This window comes from Halobellus rarus, from assembly GCF_024494595.1.
Taxonomy (GTDB): domain Archaea; phylum Halobacteriota; class Halobacteria; order Halobacteriales; family Haloferacaceae; genus Haloquadratum; species Haloquadratum rarum.
Genome location: NZ_JANHDI010000017.1, coordinates 17,955 through 37,782, shown reverse-complemented (window position 1 = coordinate 37,782; position 19,828 = coordinate 17,955). Strand labels below are relative to the sequence as shown.

Genomic DNA, 19,828 nt, shown 5'->3' with positions numbered 1-19,828 from the left:
TCTCGTGACCTCGAAAGTCCCGTTCTCGTGACCTCGAAAGTCCCGTTCTCGTGACCTCGAAAGTCCCGTTCTTGTGACCCCGCAGAACGTTCTGAATGACCGACTCAACGGACAACAATCATATTCTCGGCCCCGAATACTAGGGTATGCCCGAACCGCTCCGCGTCGAATCCGGCGAGTTGACAGGCGAAGAGATTCTCGACGCGCTCCGTGACGGCCGCCGCGTCGTCGTCGAGGCGGAACTGCTCGGCGGGACGCACCAGCTCTCTCTCCGCCACGACGGTGACACGTACTACTGCGACACGCCGACCACGTTACACAAACACGAGGACGAGGAGGGGATGCTCACCTGCATCGAGAAGATGGGATACGGCCGCGTCGAGTGAGCGGGCTCCGACCAGATGGGGGGTAGACGATCAGTCGCGATCTGAGACAGACAGACACTCTCGCTACTCACTCGCCGTCTAACGATTCCTCCGAAGCGCGGAACTCGAAGCGGGCACCGCCTTCCGCGCTCTCGCCCAAGGTGACGTCGAACCCGTGGGAGGCGGCGATTCGCCGGACGATCGTGAGTCCGGTACCGGTTCCGCTGTATCCCGTCGTGAATCCGTGTTCGAACACCTCGTCTCGCCTCTCCGGTGGAATCCCGACTCCGGTGTCCTCAACGTAGAAACCGCTCTCGAGGGGGCCGACTCGGACCGTGACGTCCGACCCGCCGTGGCCGACGGCGTTCCGAAACAGGTTCTCGAAGAGCGCCTGCAACTGGCTCTCGCCGCCGACGACCGAGCACCCCTCGGTCACGAGCGTCGCCTCCAGCGTGTCGATCATCTCCCAGGCGGAACGCGCGACCGTGTCGAGCGAGACGCGTTCGTACTCCTCGTCGCTGCCACTGCTCCGAGCGAGCTCCGTGAGATCCGCGGTCAGTTCGTCGATTCGTTCGAGGGCGTCCTCGACCGCAGCGAGGTGTTCCGGATCGTCCGTCTCGCGAAAGAGCGCCAGCCGACCCTCGGCCACGTTCAGCGGGCCGCGGAGGTCGTGAGAGATCATACTGGCGAACTGATCGAGTCGCTCGTTCTGCTCTGCCAGCGTATTCGCCGTCTCCCGCGCCTCGGTGACGTCCTGCGTGACGAGCACGCTGTAGGGGTCGCCGTCGATGCGCACCGGTTCGGTTTCGATGTGGTGGACTTTCGCCTCGAACTCGACGTCGAACGATTGCGCCGTCCCGTCGAGCGTCGCCTCCAGCGCGGATGCGAGGCGGCTCGCCGTGGATTCCGGAAACAACTCGAACACGTCTTTCCCGACCATTTCGGTGGTCTCACGACCCGAAAACGGTAGTATATCCGGGCCGACGATCCGATATCGAAGACCCGAATCGACGAGCACCAACACCCCGTTCGGAAAGTTGTCGACGAGGGCCTGATAGCCCCCCTCGGGCGGTGAAATTCGATCGCTCGGAGATCCGGAATCACCCATTGTCGCCGCTTACGTGCCGGTGTAGTAATTACTTTTCAGTACACTCTTAGAGGGGCGGCCGAAAGCGACGAACCGCTGTCGCTGGCGACGTGGCTCCGTCCCCGCGTCTCGCCACACGGCCTGCTCACGTATTCTCGCTCGGAACCATCCGGATCTCAAGCGATCCGGTCTCTCGGTTGTCTCGTCGTGACCGCTCTTTCGGTCTCCGCGTCGACTCCCGGAACTGTGGTACCGGCGTCGACTTCCGGGAACTGCCGGCGACGCGGGACTTTAGTCGCGGCGGCGGTGAAGGAGATGGTATGAGCGACGTGCCAGAGATGAGCGACCTTCTGGAGACCGAAGACCCGGGCTTCCAGCAGGTCCTCGCCTGCGTGTTCGGGATCCAGCGCCACGAGAGCCGGACGTATCTCACGCTTCTCGACAATCCGGGGAGCACGGTCGCCGAACTCGCGGACATCCTCGATCGGGACCGGAGCAACGTCAATCGCTCGCTGACGACGTTGATGGAGAAGGGGCTCGCCGAGCGCGAGCGACGGCTGCTCGACTCCGGGGGCTACATCTATCAGTACACCGGAACGGAGCTTCCGGAGGCGAAAGAGATGCTCCACGACGCGCTCGAGCAGTGGGTCGAGCGCGTCCACCGGAGCATCGACGAGTACGGCGCTGAAGAGGACTGACGGTCCCCGCTAACGGCGTCTCCTCCCCGGTATCGTTCACACGACACGGATGGCGGCAGACGCACGCGACTGAAACCGTGGGTCACTGACTCGCGAACCGCCCACCTTTTCACGCCCGAACGCGAGGGATTCGACAATGAGCCTCGAACTCACCGCTCCCGCGCCGGACGCTCCCGACGTCGCCGACGACGGCGTCTGGCTCGCGGACATCGAGACGGGCGAAACGTACGCCCCGTTCGACGAGATCCGATACACCGGCGAGGACGGAAACCTGCTCGAAGTGCGCTACGCGGAGCCGCCGACGTTCGAAGACTTTCAGGGCCAGGGCCGCGGGGTCTGGCGCTACCGGGCCGCGCTTCCGTTCGAGGAGGGCGTCACGCTCCCCGAGGGCGACACGCCGCTGCACGAGGCCCCGCGGCTCCGCGAGGACGTCGGCGTCGAGACGCTCCGGATCAAACACGAGGGGATGAACCCCACCGGATCGTTCAAGGACCGCGGAATGACCGTCGGCGTCCGCGTCGCGAAGGAACTCGGCGTCGACCGTCTGGCCTGCGCGTCGACCGGAAACACTTCTGCGGCCCTCGCCGCCTACGGCGCTCGCGGCGGGATGGAGACGCTCGTTCTCCTTCCCTCCGGTAAAGTCGCGGCCGGCAAGATCGCCCAGGCCGCGCTCCACGGCGCGCGCATCCTCGAAGTCGACGGCAACTTCGACGCCTGTCTCGACATCGTCCAGGAACTCGCCGCCCGCGGCGAAGTGTACCTGCTCAACTCGCTGAACCCCTTCCGTCTGGAGGGACAGAAGACGATCGGTCTCGAAATACTGGAGGAGTTCCGCGACGACTACGGTCGGTTCCCGGACCGCATCGTGCTGCCCGTCGGCAACGCGGGCAACACTTCTGCGCTGTACAAGGCGTTCCGCGAACTGGTCCAGTCGGGAGCGCTCGACCCCTCGGAGGTGCCGAAACTCACCGGTGTCCAGGCCGAGGGGGCCGCGCCGATGGTCGAAGCCATCGAGAACGGCTGGGCGGACACCCAACGCTGGGAGGAGGTCGAGACGCGCGCGACGGCGATCCGCATCGGCAACCCGGTCAACGCGCCGAAGGCGCTTCCGGGGATCCGCGAGACCGGCGGCACCGCGGTCGCCGTCTCAGACGAGGCGATCACCGAGGCTCAGCGCGATCTGGCTCACGAGGGTATCGGCGTCGAACCCGCCTCGGCCGCCTCGGTCGCCGGACTCAAGAAACTCCGCGACCGCGGCGTGGTCGACGCCGACGAGGACGTCGTCTGCCTCACGACCGGGCACCTGTTGAAGGACCCCGATGCCGCGTTCGAGGCGGGCGGAAAGCCCGAACCCGTCCCGAACGACTTGCAGGCGATCCTCGATCACATCGGCGCGAATTAGCTCACGCGAACCGGCATAGGAACTCGTGTCCGCCGACTCCCGTGCTTACCGCAGGCCGACTACTCTGTCGTGTTGCCGGGCGTGGCCGTTTCGTTGCCGGGAGTAGTCGTCTCGTTGCCGGGCGTGGCCGTTTCGTCGCCGGGAGTAGCCGTCTCGTTGCCGGGTGTGGCCGTCTCGTTGCCCGGTGTCGTCGGTTGCTCGTCGTCATCGTCGTCGCCGTCACCTTCGTCATCGTCGTCACCGTCACCTTCGTCATCGTCGTCGCCGTCACCACCGCCGTCCCCGTCCTCACCGTCATCGGATTCGATGAGCCCCTCGATGGCGTCGAGCACCTCCTGTTGTGATTGTGCCGAATCGAACGCGTCCGGGAACGGCGACTCCCCGTTCACCTCGTTCAACAGTGCGGCGTGGCGGGCCTCGACGCTGTGGATAGAGAGCGCCGCCGACAGGAGGTCCGGACTCTCGACGAACGGGGCCGCGCCCGCGTAGGCGGCGACACCGGTGTTTTCCAGGACCTGCCCGAGCCCGAGGAAGTCGCCGACGGTTTCGACACCGAAGTTGTAGGAGTCTTCCTCGACCGGTGTCCCACCGAGCAGTTCGATCGCCTGCGTGAGCACGTCGACGTGGGTTGATTCGTGTTCGGCGATCGTTTCGACCCGGTCATACACCTCCATTCGGCGCTCTTCGTCGTAGGACTCCAGAGAATCGGCCACGACGAAGTCCTCCACACTGAACATCTCGAGCCCTTCGCGATAGAACGCGTTCTCGAGGTGTTCCAGCGACAATGCGTAGTTCAAAACGTCGAGGTCCGTCCCTTCAACATCGTCGAAGGACGCCGTCATTTCCTCCGGACCGTCGTCGGAATCGCCGTCCTCCTGTCCGAGGACGGAGCCTGTCGCTCCGCCGAGCGCCAGCAAGGATCCACCCGCGATAGCGGAGCGGGCCAGGAAACTCCGTCGAGAACGCTCTTCGGAACCTAGTTGTTCTTTCACCGAGGCTGCAATCTTCGCTGCGCGCGTGTCTGGTTCTGTTGGCTCTGTCATAGCAATGTCGGGCTTGTCCCAACAGAATCCCTATCGGCTCATTCGGGCATTGTTATACGCTGTCCCCTTGGAAATACGACTAATCAAAAATATACTCTCTCCGAATATTCCCGATCAAATCCGCTCTCAATAAGAATATGCTTCATCAAAACGTCCGTCCCCTTGGATAATTCGAGTAAAATACTCGTATGTCATACATAACCACTGAATATCTCCCGCGATCCGGTTACAACGCCGCGAGAGCGCTCGCGTTCGGAAGAGATTCCAACCCGCTACTCATCGATATTGAGCACTGACCATCCTGACTGACGTCCGTTCGTCCCCCGTCTGACGGGTATTCTTAGTGGTGTGGTTCCAATTCACATATATGTCCACAGAGTTCTCTGATTCGTCGACGAGGAGCGACGGATCGATCACCGACGTCGAAAACTCGGCGGTCGACCACGGAACACGACGTGCTGGTATCGGACCGTGTGGATTCACTCACGTCGAGATCGAGTCCCTCGATCGGAACGAAAGGGGATCTGTCGCGAAACGACAAGCGACCCGTGATGGCGTCGACGGTCCGCTCGACGCCTCCACGCTTCTGGACCTCGTGGTCGAACTCCAGCGTGACAACGAACAGTTACGCGACGAAAACCGCCGCCTCGAACGGGAAAACTCGGAGTTGGCACGGCAACTCGAACGCCGTGGACGGGAGCGGCAGTACGTTCTCGACCACTACGAGAACCGCCTCAGAGAAGCCAACCGGGAGTTAGAACGGGAGACGGACGATTCGGGGGCGGAGACGCGTCCCGGCCGCCTCCTCGATGCCTTCGTCTCCCGAGTCACTCTCGACTGATCGCTGGACTCTCCGGCACGCTATTTCCTCCCCCGTGCCGCTTCGAAAACTGGCCGTCCGCAACGGGATCGATTACTTCCCGTCGTCGTCCGTCGCGATCAACTACTCCTCGCCGTCGTCCGCGCCGTTGAGCGTGAGGTACTTCACGTCGATCATCCGGTCGTCGGCGAGGAGCGTCTCGACGACCTCGGCGGGGACGGGATCGTCGAGGTTGTAGACGGTGAGCGCCTCGCCGCCCTCCTCGTCGCGACGGGCGTTGAACATCCCTGCGATGTTGATGTTATACTCACCGAGCACCGAGCCGATGAAGCCGATGACTCCCGGCTTGTCGGCGTTGCGCGCGACGAGCATCTTGCCGTGCGGGATGGCGTCGACGCGGTAGCCGTCGATGCGAACGATCCGCGGGTCGTCGCCGGCGAAGAGGGTTCCGCAGACGCTGAGCGAATCTTGCTCGTTGCCGACTGTGACGGTCACGAGGCTCTGGAAGTCCTCAGACTGCAGGCGCTTCGACTCTTTCACGTCGATGCCGCGCTCTTCGGCAATCTGCGGCGCGTTGACGGCGTTGACCTGCCACTCCAGCGGTTCGAAGACGCCCTTCAGCGCCGACGCGGTGACGAGTTCGATGTCTTCCTCGGCGATGTCGCCCTCGTAGGCGACTTCGACCGATGAGATCCGGCCGTCGAGCAGCTGTGCGGCGACCTTCCCGGCGGTCTCGGCGAGTCCGATGTACGGGCGGATGCGCGGGAAGACGCTCTCGTCGACCGACGGGGCGTTCAGCGCGTTCATCACCGGTTCGCCCGCGAAGGCCGCGTCGATCTGATCGGCGATCGACGTCGCGACGTTCTCCTGGGCGGCCTCGGTCGACGCCCCCAGGTGGGGGGTGACGATGATGTCGTCGACGTCGAGCAGCGGGCTGTCCGGCGAGACCGGCTCCTCGGCGAAGACGTCGATCGCCGCGCCGTCGAGCGTTCCGTCGTCGACCGCCGCGGCGAGGGCGTCCTCGTCGACGACGCCGCCGCGGGCGCAGTTGACGAGGTAGCCGCCACCCATCAGTTCCAGCTCTCCAGTCGAAATCATCCCCTCGGTCTCCGGGGTCAGCGGCGTGTGAACCGTGAGGAAGTCCGCCCGCTCCAGACACGTCTCGAACTCGACGAGTTCGGCACCGAGGCGGTCGGCGCGCTCCTCGCTGATGTAGGGGTCGTAGGCGACGAGGTCCATCCCGAGGCCGTCGAGGCGCTTCGCGACCTCCTGGCCGACCCGGCCGAGGCCGACGATGCCGAGCGTCTTGCCGTTGAGTTCCGTGCCGAGGTAGTCGCTTTTCGCCCACTCGCCGGTTTTCAACCGGGCGTGGGCCTGCGGAATCGACCGCGCTGCGGCGAACGACATCGCGACGGTGTGCTCGGCGGCGGCGCGAACGTTCCCCTCCGGCGCGTTCGCGACGATGACGCCGTGTTCGGTCGCGGCGTCGATGTCGATGTTGTCGACGCCGATTCCGGCGCGACCGACGATGACGAGATCCGGCGCGGCCTCGAAGACCTCCGCGGTCACTTCGGTTCCGGACCGGACGACGAGCGCGTTGGCGTCCGCGACTGCTTCCAGAAGCGCCTCACCGTCTACGTCGTAAGCCGTCTCGACGTCGTGGCCCGCCTCTCGGAGGCGTTCCAGGCCGGCGTCGTCGATCGGGTCCGTAATAAGGACCTTCATATACTAACCCAGCTCTGGTTCCCGGTTAAACGTTTCTTCATCGGTCTCACGGCGGCTCTGCAGCCTGTTACCGTCTCTCGTGGCTCGTGTACGTTCCATCGGAGAACTATCGTCGCGAGGGCTCGATACGGGTCCGATCGACCCCCGCCGTCGTGGGTAGCCGACAGCCGGGTGCGGACGCTCGATAGGTGACTTGAAAGGCTCCGACGACGACTCCCCGCGTATGCGACTCGTGGCTTTCGACTTCGACGGAACGCTCTCGGACTCGGAGATGACCGTGCTGCTCGGCGAGCGCGAGGGCGTCGCCGAGCGGATGCAGGAGATCACCGACCGAGCGATGAACGACGAACTCTCCTACGCGGAGAGTCTCAGGGAACGCGCTTCTCTGCTCGACGGCCTCGCCGAGGAGGACGCCGAGGACGCCTTCGGAGAGGTCCGACTCCGCCCCGGTGCCGCGGACCTCATCGCCCGCCTCCGCGAGGCCGGTCACCACGTCGCGATCCTGACCGGCGGCTTCGAGCGCGGCGTCGAGCGCGCCCTCGAACGCGAGGGCGTCGAGGTCGACACCATCGTCGCCAACCGCCTCCCGATCGAGGGCGGCCGCCTCACGGGCGGGGTCGAGGGACCGCTCATCACCGGGACGAAGGACGACGCGCTCGAATCGCTCGCGGCCGACCTCGACGTGCCGCTGTCTCGCACCATCGCCGTCGGCGACGGCGCGAACGACCTCCCGATGCTGGAGGTCGCCGGACTGTCCGTGGGCTACGTCCCGAAAGACGCCGTCCGGCCGTCCTGCGACGTCGTCGTCGCCTCGATGTACCGACTCGGCAAGGTGTTGGAGGGGTATAACGTGCTGCGGCCGGAGTCGGCGTAAGTCGCTACAGCTCTTCGACACTGCGGTCTTCGGAAGTTCTGATCGCCTCACTCCGCGTCGGCGACGACGCTCCGCTCCATCTCCGCCAGATCTTCGGCCAGCGTTTCGGCGATCGCCTTCGAGAGCCCCGGCGGGACGGCGTTGCCGACGACTTTCAGCTGCGTGCTCTTGGGGCCCTGAAACACGTAGTCGTCGGGGAACGACTGCAGGATCGCGCACTCGCGGACGGTCCCGACGCGGTCCTCGACGGGGTGGACGAACGGCGCGTTGTGGTTCTCCTTGATCGTGATCGACGGTTCGTCGCGGGGGAGTCGCCGCCAGCTGTCGCCGTAGCTCTCATAGAGGCTCTCGCCGGGGTCGACTTCGGAGATCCGCTCGACCATCTCCGCGGAGTGGTTCGTCTTCTCGTGGTTCGGCAGGTCGTCGATAGCGCGCTCTTCGCCGCTGCAGTCTTCGCTGCCGCGCTCTAAGAGCGCGTCCTCGACGGTCACGTACGGCTCTAGCTGTTTTCCCGTGAGCGTCGCCTGCTTCGAGGGGCCGTGCGTCCGCTCGGGATACGTCGGAATCGATCCGTCGCGTCGCCCCTGGAAGATCACGCGCCGGCGGTTCTGCGGGACGCCGTAGTCGGCGGCGTTCAGCGTCTCGTACGCCGGCTTCTCGTAGCCCGCGCGCTCGAACCCCTCCAGGATCGCCCGGAGGGTGTCGCCGCCCTCCATCGACTTGATCCCCGGGACGTTCTCCATCACGAACGCCGCGGGTCGGACGTACTCCACGAAGTCGATGAAGTTCCCGACGAGGTAGTTGCGCTCGTCGTCGGGGTCGCGATGCCCCGCGATGCTGAAACCCTTGCAGGGCGGGCCGCCGATCACGACGTCGATTTCGTCCGGATCGACTGGATATTCCTCGAAGAACTCCTCCGGACCGACCGTCGAGAGGTCCGCCTGGATCGCGAGCGCGTCCTCGTGGTTGTGCTCGTACGTCGCCAAGAAGTCCTCGTTGACGTCGACCCCGGCGACGACGTCGTAACCGGCCTGCAGGAAGCCCTCCGAGAGGCCGCCGCCACCGCAGAACAGATCGAGCACCTTGATCGAGGCGCGATCGAAGTCGGAACCCGGCATTCGGAATCTATCCGGATCTCGTTCGCGATCGTATTTAAACACCGCGGGGATACCTCGGCCGGCGAATCGGAGCCCTGTGCCTCGGGGTGCGAATCGAAATCCGCTGAGATGGCCCCGAAGTCGGCGGAACTACCGCTTGTAGTCGACCGACGTCGGCCCGTCCGCTCTGTGTACCGTCGTCGCGCTCGGTTCCGTCCGCGCGATCGGCTCGCCGTTCCGGAGCACCAGCGTCCGCGGTGCCTGCGTCCGCAGGGCGTTGAACCCGTCGGGGCTGTCGTAGACGACGAGCGAGCCCTCGTTACCCTCGCTGAGGCCGTACTCCTCCAGGCCGAACACCTCGGCGTTGGCGTCGGTCAGCATCTCCCAGAGCACCTCGACGTCGGCGCGGCCCGCCATGTGGGCGTAGTGGGCGAGGACGAACGCCGCGTCCAGCGGGTCGGCGACGCCGTAGTGGTACCACGGATCGAGCACGGAGTCGTGGCCGATGCCGACCGTCACGCCGGCCTCGCGCAGTTCGTCGATTCGGGTGTGACCGCGCCGCCGCGGGTAGTCGTCGTACGCGCCCTGCAGGACGGAGTTGTCGGGCGGATTCGTCACCACTGAGGCGCCGCTGTCTGCGAGCATCGAGATCAGTTTGTCCGCGTAGGCGTTGTTGTACGAGTGCGTCGCTGTCGTGTGACTCGCGGTGACGCGGTCGCCGATGTCCCGCTTTATCGCCTCGCTGGCGAGCACCTCCGTGAACCGCGAGTTCGGATCGTCGGTCTCGTCGATGTGGAGGTCCAGCGGCAGGTCGTGCTCCTCCGCCAGGTCGCACGCGATCTCGACGCTCTTGACCCCGTCCTCGCGGGTGTACTCGTTGTGCGGGATCCCGCCCACCAGGTCGACGCCCATCTCGACGGCCGCTTCGAGCAGGTCCTCGTGGGACTCGTCGGTGAGGATGCCGTCCTGGGGGAACGCGACGACCTGCAGGTCGACGAGGTCGGACACCCGCGATTTCAGCTCCACCAGCGCCTCGACGGTCGTCAGCGACGGCTCGGTCGTGTCGGCGTGCGTCCGGATGCGCGTCACGCCGTGGGACGCGTACCACTCCACCGTCTGCGTCGCCCGTTCGAGGACGTCCTCGACGGTGATGTCCTCCTTGTACTCCGCCCAGACCTCGATGCCTTCGGCGAGCGTGCCGCTGTCGTTCCAGGACGGGTCGCCCGCGGTCCCCGTCGCGTCGAGGTGGACGTGCGGTTCGATGAGCGGCGGCGTCACCAGCCGACCGTCGGCGTCGTACCGGCGGTCGGCGTCGAACGCGTCTGAATCGCCCTCGCCTGCGGGGACCAGGCGGTCGATCGCTCCCGCACGGACCTCGATGTCGACGGCCTCGCCGGCCACCGTCCGGCCGTTCGTGACGATGTATTCGGACATATCGGGAGCAGAGGCCGCAGCGACGCTTCAGCTTTGGGTAATCGGAATCGCTCTCAAACGCCGAACTCCGCCTCGAACCGCGTAATGGCCTCGTCGGTCCCGGCGACGACGACCTCGTCGTCGGCCTCGAAGACGAACTCGGTCGGATCGAGTTCGGTGACCGTCTCGCCGTCTCTGATCGCGGCGACGACCGTACAGTCCGTCACCGTTCGCACTTCCTCGTCGGCGAGGGTGCCGCCGGCCAGCCCGCCGGCCGGGAGGCGCACGATGTTCACCTGCGTGTCGTACGTCAGTACCTCCTGGTCTTCGAAGACCGTCGAGGCCAGCATCCGTCCGCTGACCGTCGCCAGCGACTGCACGTAGTCTGCGCCCGCCCGGCGCAGTTTCTCGACGTCCGCCTCCTCGTTGGCCCGGACGACGATGTGGAGATCCGGGTTCAGTTCGCGGGCGATGAGCGTCGCGAAGATGGCCGTCGTGTCGTCGGCGACCGTGAGCACCAGCGCGTCGGCGTCGCTGATTCCGGCCGCCTCCAGCGCGTCCGGTTCGCGCGCGTCACCGACGACGTCGACGCCGTCCATCTCCGCGATGTCGAGGACGGTCATCCGGAAGCCCGAACCCGAGAGCGTCTCGTGGACCGTCCGACCGGAGTCGCCGAACCCCGCGATGATGATCCGCTGTGCCGAAAACGGGCGAACGGTTACGGCCGTCGCGTCGCGTAGCGCTTCGACGTCCTCGGACCGCCCGGCGACGAGGAGGCGGGTGCCGGAGACGAGTTCCGCGTCGGGTCGAACGGGCGTCTCGAAGTCGCCGCCGATCCACGCGCCGATCACGTTCACGCCGAATCGCTCGCGGAGCTCGGCCTCGGCGAACGTCCCGCTGGCGATGTCGCTCTCCGCGGCCACCGCCAGTTCGACGAGTTCGAATCCCTCACCGATGACGACGCCCTCCTCGACCGCTGCGGCGACTGCGGTCGGAACTTCCTCCGCCAGACTCCGCCCCAGTAGCTGCCGCGGGGAGAGCACCTCGTCGACGCCCGCCGCGCTGTGATACCTGGCGAGGTTCACGTCCTCGACGAGCGTTATCACGCGCACGTCGGAGCGGACGTCACGCACCGATAGGGCGACGCTCGCGCTCGTGTCGTCGGGGGCGTCGACGACCACGCAGCGCGCCGACCCGACGCCCGCGTTTTCGAGCGTCTCGACGGACTCGGGATCGCCCTGAACGACTCGATAACCGGCCTCGTGGAGGTCGCGGGCCGTCTCCGTGTCGGATTCGACGAGCACGTAGTCCCGTCCCCGTGCTTCGAGTTCCGTCACGAAGGCGTCCGTCCGGGGCGTGTACTCACAGACGACGATGTGGTCGTCCAGGTCCGGCAGTTTCTCCGGGGCCGCCGGCGTGAGGGCGTCGCGGAGCCACGGCACCGCGAACACGTCGACGGCGGTGAGGATGAGGCCGATCCCGGCCAGTTGCATCAGTATCACGAGGACGTTCATCTGTAGCGTCCGCCACCCCGCGTCCTCGCCGTATCCGGTCGTGGTGAAACTCTGGACGACCACCTCGAGGGAACGATACAGCGGCTGGGGGCGGTCCTCCCAGACGGCCATTCCGACGTTGTAGGTCACCGTGAAGAGAACTGTCGTCACCGCCACCAACCCCAGGTAGTAGGCGGTTCGGCGGGAGCGCAACTGCATACGGGAGGCGTGTCGCCCGGGTCATATCATCCCCCGGTACGCGGGGACGATCGATCCGCCTCCCGATGTCTCCGAACGTGGACAGATTCGAACGGAACCGACCTCTCTCCCGGGGATGTCAATCGAACCGCCCCGAAAGACGAACGCATCGGTCCCGCTCGTCACAAATGTGGGCAGGATCCACAATTACTATACAACCGGGCGGTGAGCCGAACTCGATGGCAACAGAAGACGACACGCCCGCGTGGCGACGGTTCGTGTTCGGCGACGAGGACCTTCCCGATCCCGACTACCCGCTCGACCACGTCCCCGGCGGCGAGCGTAAAGGCCTCGTGAGCATCTCTGCCGTCCTCCTCGGCTTCGTGTTCTTCGCCGGCACCCTCTGGGCCGGTGCGGAGGTGGGCGCGGCGATGGGATTCGGGCCGATGCTGACGGCGATGGCCGCGGGCTACGCGATCCTGGGGATCTACGTCGCGACGCTCTGCGGTATCGCTGCGAAAGCCGGACTGACGACCGTCCTCCTCGCGCGGTACAGCTTCGGCAGCTGGGGCGCGAAGTTCGCAGACCTCATTCTCGGCGGCACGCAGGTCGGCTGGTTCGGCGTCACGATCCCGATGGTCGCGATCCCGACGGCGACGTTCTTCGGCCTCGACACCCCCACGTTCACGGCCGCGCTCATCCTGCTCTGGGGCGTCCTGCACCTCGCGACCGCGTACTTCGGCTACGAGGGGATGGAGACGCTCTCGCTCGTTGCGGTCCCGATACTCGTCGTCGTCGGCCTCCTCTCGATCTACATCGCCGTGCAGGACGTCGGCGGCCTCTCGGGGCTGTTCGGCGCGTCCAGCGCGGGCGGAATGGGCTTCGCCGCCGCCGTCACCATCGTCGTGGGGACGTTCATCAGCGGCGGGACGCAGGCCCCCAACTGGGCGCGCTTCGCCAGTAGCACCCGCGTCGGCTTCTGGGCCGGGCTCATCGCCTTCCTCGTCGGCAACGGGTTCCTCTTCCTCTCCGGTGCCGTCGGCGGATCCGTGTACGATGTCACACCCGCCGGCGACCTCTACGAAGTGCTCGCGGCCCAGGGCCTCGCGGCGGTCGGCCTCCTCGCGCTGATCCTCAACATCTGGACGACGAACGACAACGCCGCCTACGCCTTCGGCGTCGCCGGCAGCGAGGCCTTCGAGTTCGACCGCAAGCGCCCGTTCATCCTGACCGGCGGGGCGATCGGGATCGTTCTCGCGCTGGTCGGCGCGGACAGCCTCCTCATCCCGTGGCTGTCGACGCTCGGTCAGTACGTCCCGCCGCTCGGCGGCGTCGTCATCGCGGACTTCCTGCTGTGCTGGCGGATGCGCGTCCCGAAGATGGCCGACGTCCGGTTCGCGAGCGTCCGATGGACCGGCGTCCTCGCCTACGTCGTCGGAGCCGCCGTCGCGGTCCTCACGGCCGGTCAGGTCGTCCCGGGGCTCGCGGCACCGCAGGTGATTCCGGGCCCCGTTGGCGCGGCGCTGAACGGACTCGTCGCCGCGTTCATCGCACACGTCGCGTTCTACTACCTCCTCGAAGCCAACGGCATCGTCGGCGGCCACGACGTCGCTTCCGACGCGGAGCGCCTCTGAGCCGTCGGTTTCGATAGCTACCCGTCCAGTTCCGCCTGCAACGACGCCCGCCACTCGTGGGGATTGTACCAGCCACACCCTACGCAACCGACGTCCTCCTCGTACGCCTCGCCGCCCTCGTAGTAGTATTCGACCTCCATAAACGGCGGCCGCTTCCCGTTCTCGACGCAGGATTCGCACTTCCGGCTCTTCAGGAGGTTGTGCTTCCGCGAGAGGATCTGGAAGTGCTCTCTGATCTCCTCGCCGCTCATCGACTCGTAGTCGAAGCTCTCCGATTCCTCCCAGCGCACCTCGGGCACGCGGTGGTCGACCTCCAGGGTCGTGCTCGGCGAAGATCCGTCGAACGCGTCGCGGTGGTCGTAGAGGCCGCGGACGCGACGCTTGAACGAGTCGGGCATGTCCTGCCGCGTGATCGACTTCTGCGTCGGGAACGGGTACTCGAGCTTCCGGTGAAAGGTCGTGTCCTCGCAGTTCTCACAGTGGCGGTAATCGCCCTGGCCCTGGCCGGTGTTCTGGACGAACTCGAAGCCCTCCTTTCGGAGCATCTGGATGTCCTTCGCGGGCTGGGAACTGGGGAGTTCGCACGCCGAACAGTGCCACTCGCAGTCGGCGAGCGTCTCGAACGTCGCGGCGCGTTTGGTCCCCTCGTTCGAGGGGTTCCAATCGCGCGTCGCGTACTCGTGGACCCGCTCGCCGAAGTCGGTGAGGGAGTACGCGTCGCCGTCGCGCTCGACGATCCCGCCATCCACCAACTCCGCGAGCACCGCCTCGGCGTCCGCGTTCGCGGCGGTGTCGGATTCCTCTTTCACGGCCTTCGCTCCCCCTGCGAGGTGAGACAGGAGCGCCGACCGTCGAGCATCCTCTCGGATCGACAGGATCAGATCCGCGGTTTCGTCGTCCATTCCGGGCATGTATCCGCCTCCGTCCCCCGGACTCAAAGCCGTGTGGGAAGCGGCCTCTCACCTCCGCTCACAGCGCGATCAGGGCGACGGCGACGACGGCGAGCGCCAACCCGGCCGCGTTCGCCGCACTGAGCGCGACGTCCAGATAGACGACGCCGACGAAGGCCGGGACGACGAAGTACAGGGCGGCGATCGCGGAGATGATCGCCATATTCCCCCGCGTGAGCGCGGCGTAGAAACTGATGCTCCCCGCCGCGAGAAACGCGCCCGAAGCGAGGGCGAATCCCACGTCCGTCCGCGTCCCGGTGATCGGTCGCCTGGCGAGGAGGACGTACGCGCCGGCGATTCCGATGCTCGCCACGTAGGAGAGAAAGACGGCGTTGACGGCCGACACCGACCGCGTCGAGAGTCCCGCGGTCACCGCCCAACCGCCGAACAGTAGCAACGCTCCGAGCGCCAGCGCGATGCCCGTCGATATCATGGCTTCACCTCCCGCCGCGGGGGATAAAAACGCCAGTCTCGTCGAGTCGCTGCCGGCGCGGCTCGCTGCGACGGACCCGGTGGTTTCGCGCCCGACGGTCTCGACGACGGCAGCCACCCGCTAGTCGTCGGACACCCGTCCGGACGGACGAGACCCCGTCCGCTCCAGCGATCCGTTCACCGTCCGGTGCGGGTACGGGATCGTGATCCCCGCCTCCTCGAAGCGCTCGGTGACCGCTTGGACGAACCGCCCGCGGATTCCGAGGAAATCCGAGTTTCCGGGATCTTCGATCCAGATCCGGCTCTGTAGCCCGAACGAGGCCTCGTTGATCTCGACGAGCCGCACGGACGGTTCCGGATCGCTCAAGATTCCCTCCCGTGCTCGCGCCTCCTCGACGATGATGTCCGTCGCCTCGTCGATGTCGTCGTCGAAGCCGATCCGGAACGTGAACTTCAGCCGGAGCGTCCCGTTTCTGTCGTAGTTCTTGATCACCCCGTCCGTGAGCTGTGAGTTCGGGACCGTGAGGTGCTCGTTGTCGAAGGTTCGAACGCGACTCACCCGCAGGCTGATGTCCTCGATGTAGCCGGAGTTGCCCTCCCACTCGATCCAATCGCCCGTCCGGAAGGGCTCGTCCGTGTAGATGAACACCCCGGCGACGAAGTTCTTCAGGACGTCCTGCATCGCGAACCCGACAGCGAGAGTCGCGGCGGCCGTCACTGTCGAGAGCGCCACGAGAATGTTCCCGAAGCCGGCGAAGGAGAAGGCGAGGCCGACGGCGACGAACAACAGGAGCCCGTAGACGACGAGCGTGAGCGGTTTTCGGACGTGTTCTTCGACGCCGCGCCTGTCGAGCAGCCTGGCGACCAGCGGCACTACCACGAGTTTGCTGACGACGTAGACCCCGACGAACACCACGAGAAACACGAGCGCAGAGGCGACCGCGTTCGCGAGTTGGGTCGGGAGGCCGACGCCCGCGAGTAGTTCGCTGAGGTAACTATCCGGTCCCGTGGTCGTCTGCAGCCCGATGGCACTCATTCGTCGCCCCGCCGGAGCCGCGTCGCTGTCGCGCCTGTGCCGTTACGTGTACTGGACATCACGTCTCGATATGAGAACCGGGATGGATATTCTTTGATACGGACTGTCGTAACGAGTTGCAGTCTCCCAAACGCTTACCTCACACCTATGAGTGTACTGATTATGACCATCCTGGCAGCCGTCGACTAACTCCTCTGGGACGCGTCGATGGTTCAGCACAGCCAACCGAACGAGTATCCGCCGACGTACTGGGAGCAGATCTCGAGCAGGGGATTGCCCGCGCACCAACCCGACTACTGGGGCGCTAACCAACGGCAACTGCTGAAGTTCGCGATGGACACCGACCTCCCGCAGGACGATCTGAACCTCATCCTCGGCGGCAACGCCGCTCGGCTGCTCGACCTCGACGTTCCCCACAGCCGGATGTTCCCCGACTTCAAATAGCGGCTATCTTTCCTCGCGCTCGCCTGCCCGTCGCTATCGGCACTCGAGGGCCGCCCGCAGAATCTTCATCTCCTCGGCCTCCGTGATCCGGTCCGAGGCCATACACGCGTGAACGACCTTGTGCGTCAACTCGACGTCGCCGAAGAGGCTTCCGCCGGTTTCGCCGGCGTCCGTCTGGGCCCCGTTGTCATCTCGTCTCTCGACCGAGCCCGCCTCGGAGGGATCTTCGCTCCCGGGTAGCGGCGGCTCCGAGCCGTCTGGCGTCCCGTCCCGGCGTCGACGCTCCTCCCCGTCGAGTGCCGCCGTCGCGAACGCCGCTCGCTCGTCCCAGTCGAATCCCTCGATGGAGTTGACTCGCCGGTTGATCGTCGCGCAGCTCACGCCCACGAGATCGGCGAGATCACGCTGCGTCGCGTTCGGGTGGTCCCGAATCGCCGCGAGGATCTCGTACTGCTCGGCGCTCAGTGTCTGATCCTGTTCGGCCTCCACTTCTGCCAGCGCGGTCGCAGTATCCGTGTCTGTCCCAGCGTCGGCTTGATTCGCGTCGACGACGGAGGATTCAGTCGTCCCGACGCAATCGGTCTCCTGTGCGGTGTCGGCGGCAGCACCTCCGCGTTCCGTCTCGTTTCCTCGGTCACCCGGATCGCCGTACTCCTCGAGGACTCGCGCTACGAGATCGGGACGAGCGCCGCTCACCGACTTCGACAACTCTCCAACTGTCGCGTTCGGGTCTCTCTCGGCCACGCTGAGGATCCGTTTGTGAATCATCGCTTTCGGAACCGGGGATCGGGTGCTCGTGCCGTCGCGAATCTGTGTCAGCGGTGAGTTGCTCATTTTGTTGCGTCCGAGTGAGTTCGTATCACACTCAGGCTGTCTATCTGAAGGGCTGACGCACACCTTACGCTACCCATTTACTATGTAATGTTTTATCACCGCGTTTCGAGACCTGTCGCGAAATTCGGCTTGCGACCGGTCACAACAGCGTGCTCTCGATGAGTTGCTCGTGGCCCCGACGGAGGCGTCCAGCGAGCGCCTGGCGCGAGATCGAGAGCTCCGAGGCGATTTCCTCCAAGGAGGCCTCCCGGGTCGACGCGAAGTACCCTCGCTCGTGCGCTAACACGAGCGCCTCCTGCTGTGCATCGGTGAGTCCGTACTGGTCGAGCGCGTCACTGCTGTCCTCCTGATAGATGCTGTCGAGTTTGAACGGGAGTCCCAGCTCTCGGCAGCGTTCTCGAAACGAGTAGAGCGCGTCCCGAGTCGGGACCTGCGAGCGGAAGTGGACGCCTTCGTCGGTCGAATGGGCACCCAGGAAGACGATGTCGAAGTTCGAGGCCTCCGGATACGTCATCTTCTGTCTCGCCTCGGAGGTGAAGTTCACGCGGTACAGCGACCGCTCCCCGACGCTGGTGAGAACCGCGAACTCCGCGACGGACGGGTCTTCCGATAGGGCCTCTTCGAACGTCTCCGGATCGACGTTATTGGCCCAGAAGACGTACTTCGCCTGCCCGTCCTGGAGGATCTGGAGGTCCTCCATCTCCAGGACCGCGTCCGGGACGCGCTCGTGGGTCTCTTTCATCACTGGCGAATCGACCGTGTATTCGGCGATGAATCCCATTTTTGGGGGATAGGCTCCCAGGACATGATAGCTTTTCCCGTGCGGGTGACGGCCGCTTCCGGAGGATCGAAGGAGTGGCCGCGCTCACAACCCCGCCGTCGCCAGGAGGTCGGACCCGACCGCGTGTGGCCGTTCGCCACCCGTGGTGTCGGTCAGCCCCGAACGCCGGCTCGACAGTGTGAGCGGCGCTGCCGCCCGAACGGGGTCATTCGATGTCAGTCGCCCGCCGTGCGCGCCCGCTGCCGCGCGTCCGCGACGCTCTTGCCCTCCCGGAGCACGGCGTCGACGAACAGCTCACCGGCCTTGTACGACGATCGGACCATCGGCCCCGACGCGCAGTAGAGGAAGTCGAGCTCTTCTTCCGCTACCCGCCGCCACGTCTCGAAGGCGTCGGGGTGGACGTACTCGAAGACGTCCAGGTGCGACCGCGAGGGCTGGAGGTACTGCCCCAGCGTGACGACGTCGACGTCGGCCTCCCGGAGATCCGACAGCGTCTGATAGATCTCGTGATCGTACTCGCCGAGACCGAGCATAACCGACGTTTTCGTGTAGACCTCTGACTCCTCGGACACCTGTTCGAGCACCGACAGCGACTGCTCGTAGTCGGCGCGGCGGTCGCGAACGGGCCACTGGAGCCGTTCGACCGTCTCGATGTTGTGCGCGATCACGTCGGGACCGGCGTCGACGATCTTTCGGACCAGCTCGGGCTCGCCCTGGAAGTCGGGGATGAGCACTTCCACCAAGATCCCCGGATCGCGGTCCTTGATCTCGCGGATCGTCCGCGCGAAGTGCCCCGCGCCCTGGTCCGGAAGGTCGTCGCGGTCGACGGAGGTCAAGACGACGTAGTCCAGTCCGATTTCCGCGACGGCGTCGGCGACGTTCGACGGTTCCTCCGGATCGAGCGCCTCCATCCCGCCGGTCTCGACGTCGCAGAAGTTACACCCCCGCGAACAGCGATCGCCCATCAGCATAAACGTCGCCGTCCCGGGACCGTTGCGGCCGCTCCAGCACTCGCCCATGTTCGGGCAGTTCGCCTCCTCACAGACCGTGTGGAGGTCGCGATCGCGGAGCGTCTCCTTGATACCGGTGAACTGCTGTCCCGACGGCGGACGCATCTTCAGCCAGTCCGGTTTCCGCCTTCCGCTCATACTCACCTCTTCGAGCGGGCGAGCAAAAGCCTGCGGGTTACTAGCAGAGCGAGCGCTATCGGGACGAGGGGTGCGACACTCTGACCGGGGAAGCCGTCGCACTCGCCCGGCGACGAACGGTTGCTGATCCCTCCCTAGTCACTCCTCAGCCGTCCCGCCTCGACGAACCGCTCCAACGCGAACCCGAGGACCCGCCGCCGCGAATTCTGGAATATCACAACCGATTCGACCCTCGGAACAGCGCAACTGGTTCGACCCTCGGAACAGCGCCGACGTGTGACCCTCATTCGACGTCCTTCCCCACACCGTCGAACGCTGCAGCCGCTGGTGGCTTAGGCGAACAGTCGGCACCCC

The 19,828-nt window shown here is 65.6% G+C and carries 19 protein-coding genes; 7 read left to right on the top strand and 12 right to left on the bottom strand.

Translation table 11 applies throughout. The features are described from left to right. The first annotated feature begins 146 nt into the window (after positions 1 to 146). Positions 147 to 386 carry a DUF8001 family protein gene (locus NO876_RS17740; protein ID WP_256423013.1) on the top strand — a complete coding sequence of 80 codons (240 nt, stop codon included), beginning with the start codon at positions 147 to 149 and terminating at the stop codon, positions 384 to 386. Positions 387 to 453: 67 nt separating this feature from the next. On the opposite strand, the gene NO876_RS17735 is transcribed toward NO876_RS17740, so the two are convergent. Beyond that, entirely contained in the window at positions 454 to 1,473 is a 1,020-nt protein-coding gene (locus tag NO876_RS17735) for a sensor histidine kinase (RefSeq protein WP_256423012.1), read from the bottom strand. Positions 1,474 to 1,772: 299 nt separating this feature from the next. Between NO876_RS17735 and NO876_RS17730 the strand changes: the two genes are divergently transcribed. After that, a complete protein-coding gene (locus tag NO876_RS17730; protein WP_256423011.1) occupies positions 1,773 to 2,150 on the top strand; it encodes a helix-turn-helix domain-containing protein in 378 nt (125 codons plus the stop codon). 136 nt (positions 2,151 to 2,286) lie between these two features. Next, complete coding sequence (gene thrC / locus NO876_RS17725) at positions 2,287 to 3,552, top strand: threonine synthase (protein WP_256423010.1); 1,266 nt, start codon at positions 2,287 to 2,289, stop codon at positions 3,550 to 3,552. Positions 3,553 to 3,611: 59 nt separating this feature from the next. Here the strand turns inward: thrC and NO876_RS17720 are convergent, their stop codons facing one another. Beyond that, entirely contained in the window at positions 3,612 to 4,544 is a 933-nt protein-coding gene (locus tag NO876_RS17720) for a ferritin-like domain-containing protein (protein WP_256423009.1), read from the bottom strand. 418 nt (positions 4,545 to 4,962) lie between these two features. On the opposite strand from NO876_RS17720, the gene NO876_RS17715 reads away from it, so the two are divergent. After that, entirely contained in the window at positions 4,963 to 5,436 is a 474-nt protein-coding gene (locus NO876_RS17715; protein ID WP_256423008.1) for an MreC domain-containing protein, read from the top strand. 102 nt (positions 5,437 to 5,538) lie between these two features. On the opposite strand, the gene serA is transcribed toward NO876_RS17715, so the two are convergent. Beyond that, complete coding sequence (gene serA, locus NO876_RS17710; RefSeq protein ID WP_256423007.1) at positions 5,539 to 7,140, bottom strand: phosphoglycerate dehydrogenase; 1,602 nt, start codon at positions 7,138 to 7,140, stop codon at positions 5,539 to 5,541. Between the two features lie 223 nt (positions 7,141 to 7,363). Here serA and serB point away from each other — a divergent pair, with 223 nt between their 5' ends. Then, positions 7,364 to 8,014, top strand: coding sequence for a phosphoserine phosphatase SerB (gene serB / locus NO876_RS17705; protein ID WP_256423006.1), 651 nt, complete (start codon positions 7,364 to 7,366; stop codon positions 8,012 to 8,014). Between the two features lie 47 nt (positions 8,015 to 8,061). On the opposite strand, the gene NO876_RS17700 is transcribed toward serB, so the two are convergent. The 3 genes from NO876_RS17700 to NO876_RS17690 all read right to left on the bottom strand — a co-directional run bounded on the left by NO876_RS17700 (position 8,062) and on the right by NO876_RS17690 (position 12,236). Next, the gene (locus NO876_RS17700; protein ID WP_256423005.1) at positions 8,062 to 9,132 is read right to left on the bottom strand and encodes a DNA cytosine methyltransferase; all 1,071 of its coding nucleotides are present in this window, start codon (positions 9,130 to 9,132) and stop codon (positions 8,062 to 8,064) included. Positions 9,133 to 9,261: 129 nt separating this feature from the next. Beyond that, complete coding sequence (locus NO876_RS17695) at positions 9,262 to 10,545, bottom strand: cytosine deaminase (protein ID WP_256423004.1); 1,284 nt, start codon at positions 10,543 to 10,545, stop codon at positions 9,262 to 9,264. 53 nt (positions 10,546 to 10,598) lie between these two features. Further along, positions 10,599 to 12,236, bottom strand: coding sequence for a potassium channel family protein (locus NO876_RS17690; RefSeq protein WP_256423003.1), 1,638 nt, complete (start codon positions 12,234 to 12,236; stop codon positions 10,599 to 10,601). Positions 12,237 to 12,454: 218 nt separating this feature from the next. Between NO876_RS17690 and codB the strand changes: the two genes are divergently transcribed. Further along, the gene (codB, locus tag NO876_RS17685) at positions 12,455 to 13,849 is read left to right on the top strand and encodes a cytosine permease (protein WP_256423002.1); all 1,395 of its coding nucleotides are present in this window, start codon (positions 12,455 to 12,457) and stop codon (positions 13,847 to 13,849) included. Between the two features lie 17 nt (positions 13,850 to 13,866). On the opposite strand, the gene NO876_RS17680 is transcribed toward codB, so the two are convergent. The 3 genes from NO876_RS17680 to NO876_RS17670 form a co-directional block, all read right to left on the bottom strand. After that, positions 13,867 to 14,760, bottom strand: a complete 894-nt coding sequence (locus NO876_RS17680; protein WP_256423001.1) for a hypothetical protein — start codon at positions 14,758 to 14,760, stop codon at positions 13,867 to 13,869. 58 nt (positions 14,761 to 14,818) lie between these two features. Further along, on the bottom strand, positions 14,819 to 15,232 hold the full coding sequence (locus NO876_RS17675) for an EamA family transporter (protein WP_256423000.1): 414 nt from the start codon (positions 15,230 to 15,232) through the stop codon (positions 14,819 to 14,821). Positions 15,233 to 15,352: 120 nt separating this feature from the next. Then, a complete protein-coding gene (locus NO876_RS17670; protein ID WP_256422999.1) occupies positions 15,353 to 16,267 on the bottom strand; it encodes a mechanosensitive ion channel family protein in 915 nt (304 codons plus the stop codon). Positions 16,268 to 16,474: 207 nt separating this feature from the next. On the opposite strand from NO876_RS17670, the gene NO876_RS17665 reads away from it, so the two are divergent. Continuing rightward, entirely contained in the window at positions 16,475 to 16,711 is a 237-nt protein-coding gene (locus tag NO876_RS17665) for a hypothetical protein (protein WP_256422998.1), read from the top strand. A gap of 33 nt (positions 16,712 to 16,744) precedes the next feature. Here NO876_RS17665 and NO876_RS17660 read toward each other — a convergent pair whose 3' ends face one another. The 3 genes from NO876_RS17660 to lipA all read right to left on the bottom strand — a co-directional run bounded on the left by NO876_RS17660 (position 16,745) and on the right by lipA (position 19,474). Further along, positions 16,745 to 17,545 carry a winged helix-turn-helix domain-containing protein gene (locus NO876_RS17660; RefSeq protein ID WP_256422997.1) on the bottom strand — a complete coding sequence of 267 codons (801 nt, stop codon included), beginning with the start codon at positions 17,543 to 17,545 and terminating at the stop codon, positions 16,745 to 16,747. Between the two features lie 139 nt (positions 17,546 to 17,684). Then, positions 17,685 to 18,326: a helix-turn-helix domain-containing protein gene (locus NO876_RS17655; RefSeq protein ID WP_256422996.1), complete on the bottom strand. Its 642-nt coding sequence runs from the start codon at positions 18,324 to 18,326 to the stop codon at positions 17,685 to 17,687. Positions 18,327 to 18,541: 215 nt separating this feature from the next. Then, positions 18,542 to 19,474, bottom strand: coding sequence for a lipoyl synthase (lipA, locus tag NO876_RS17650; protein WP_256422995.1), 933 nt, complete (start codon positions 19,472 to 19,474; stop codon positions 18,542 to 18,544). Positions 19,475 to 19,828: the final 354 nt, after the last annotated feature.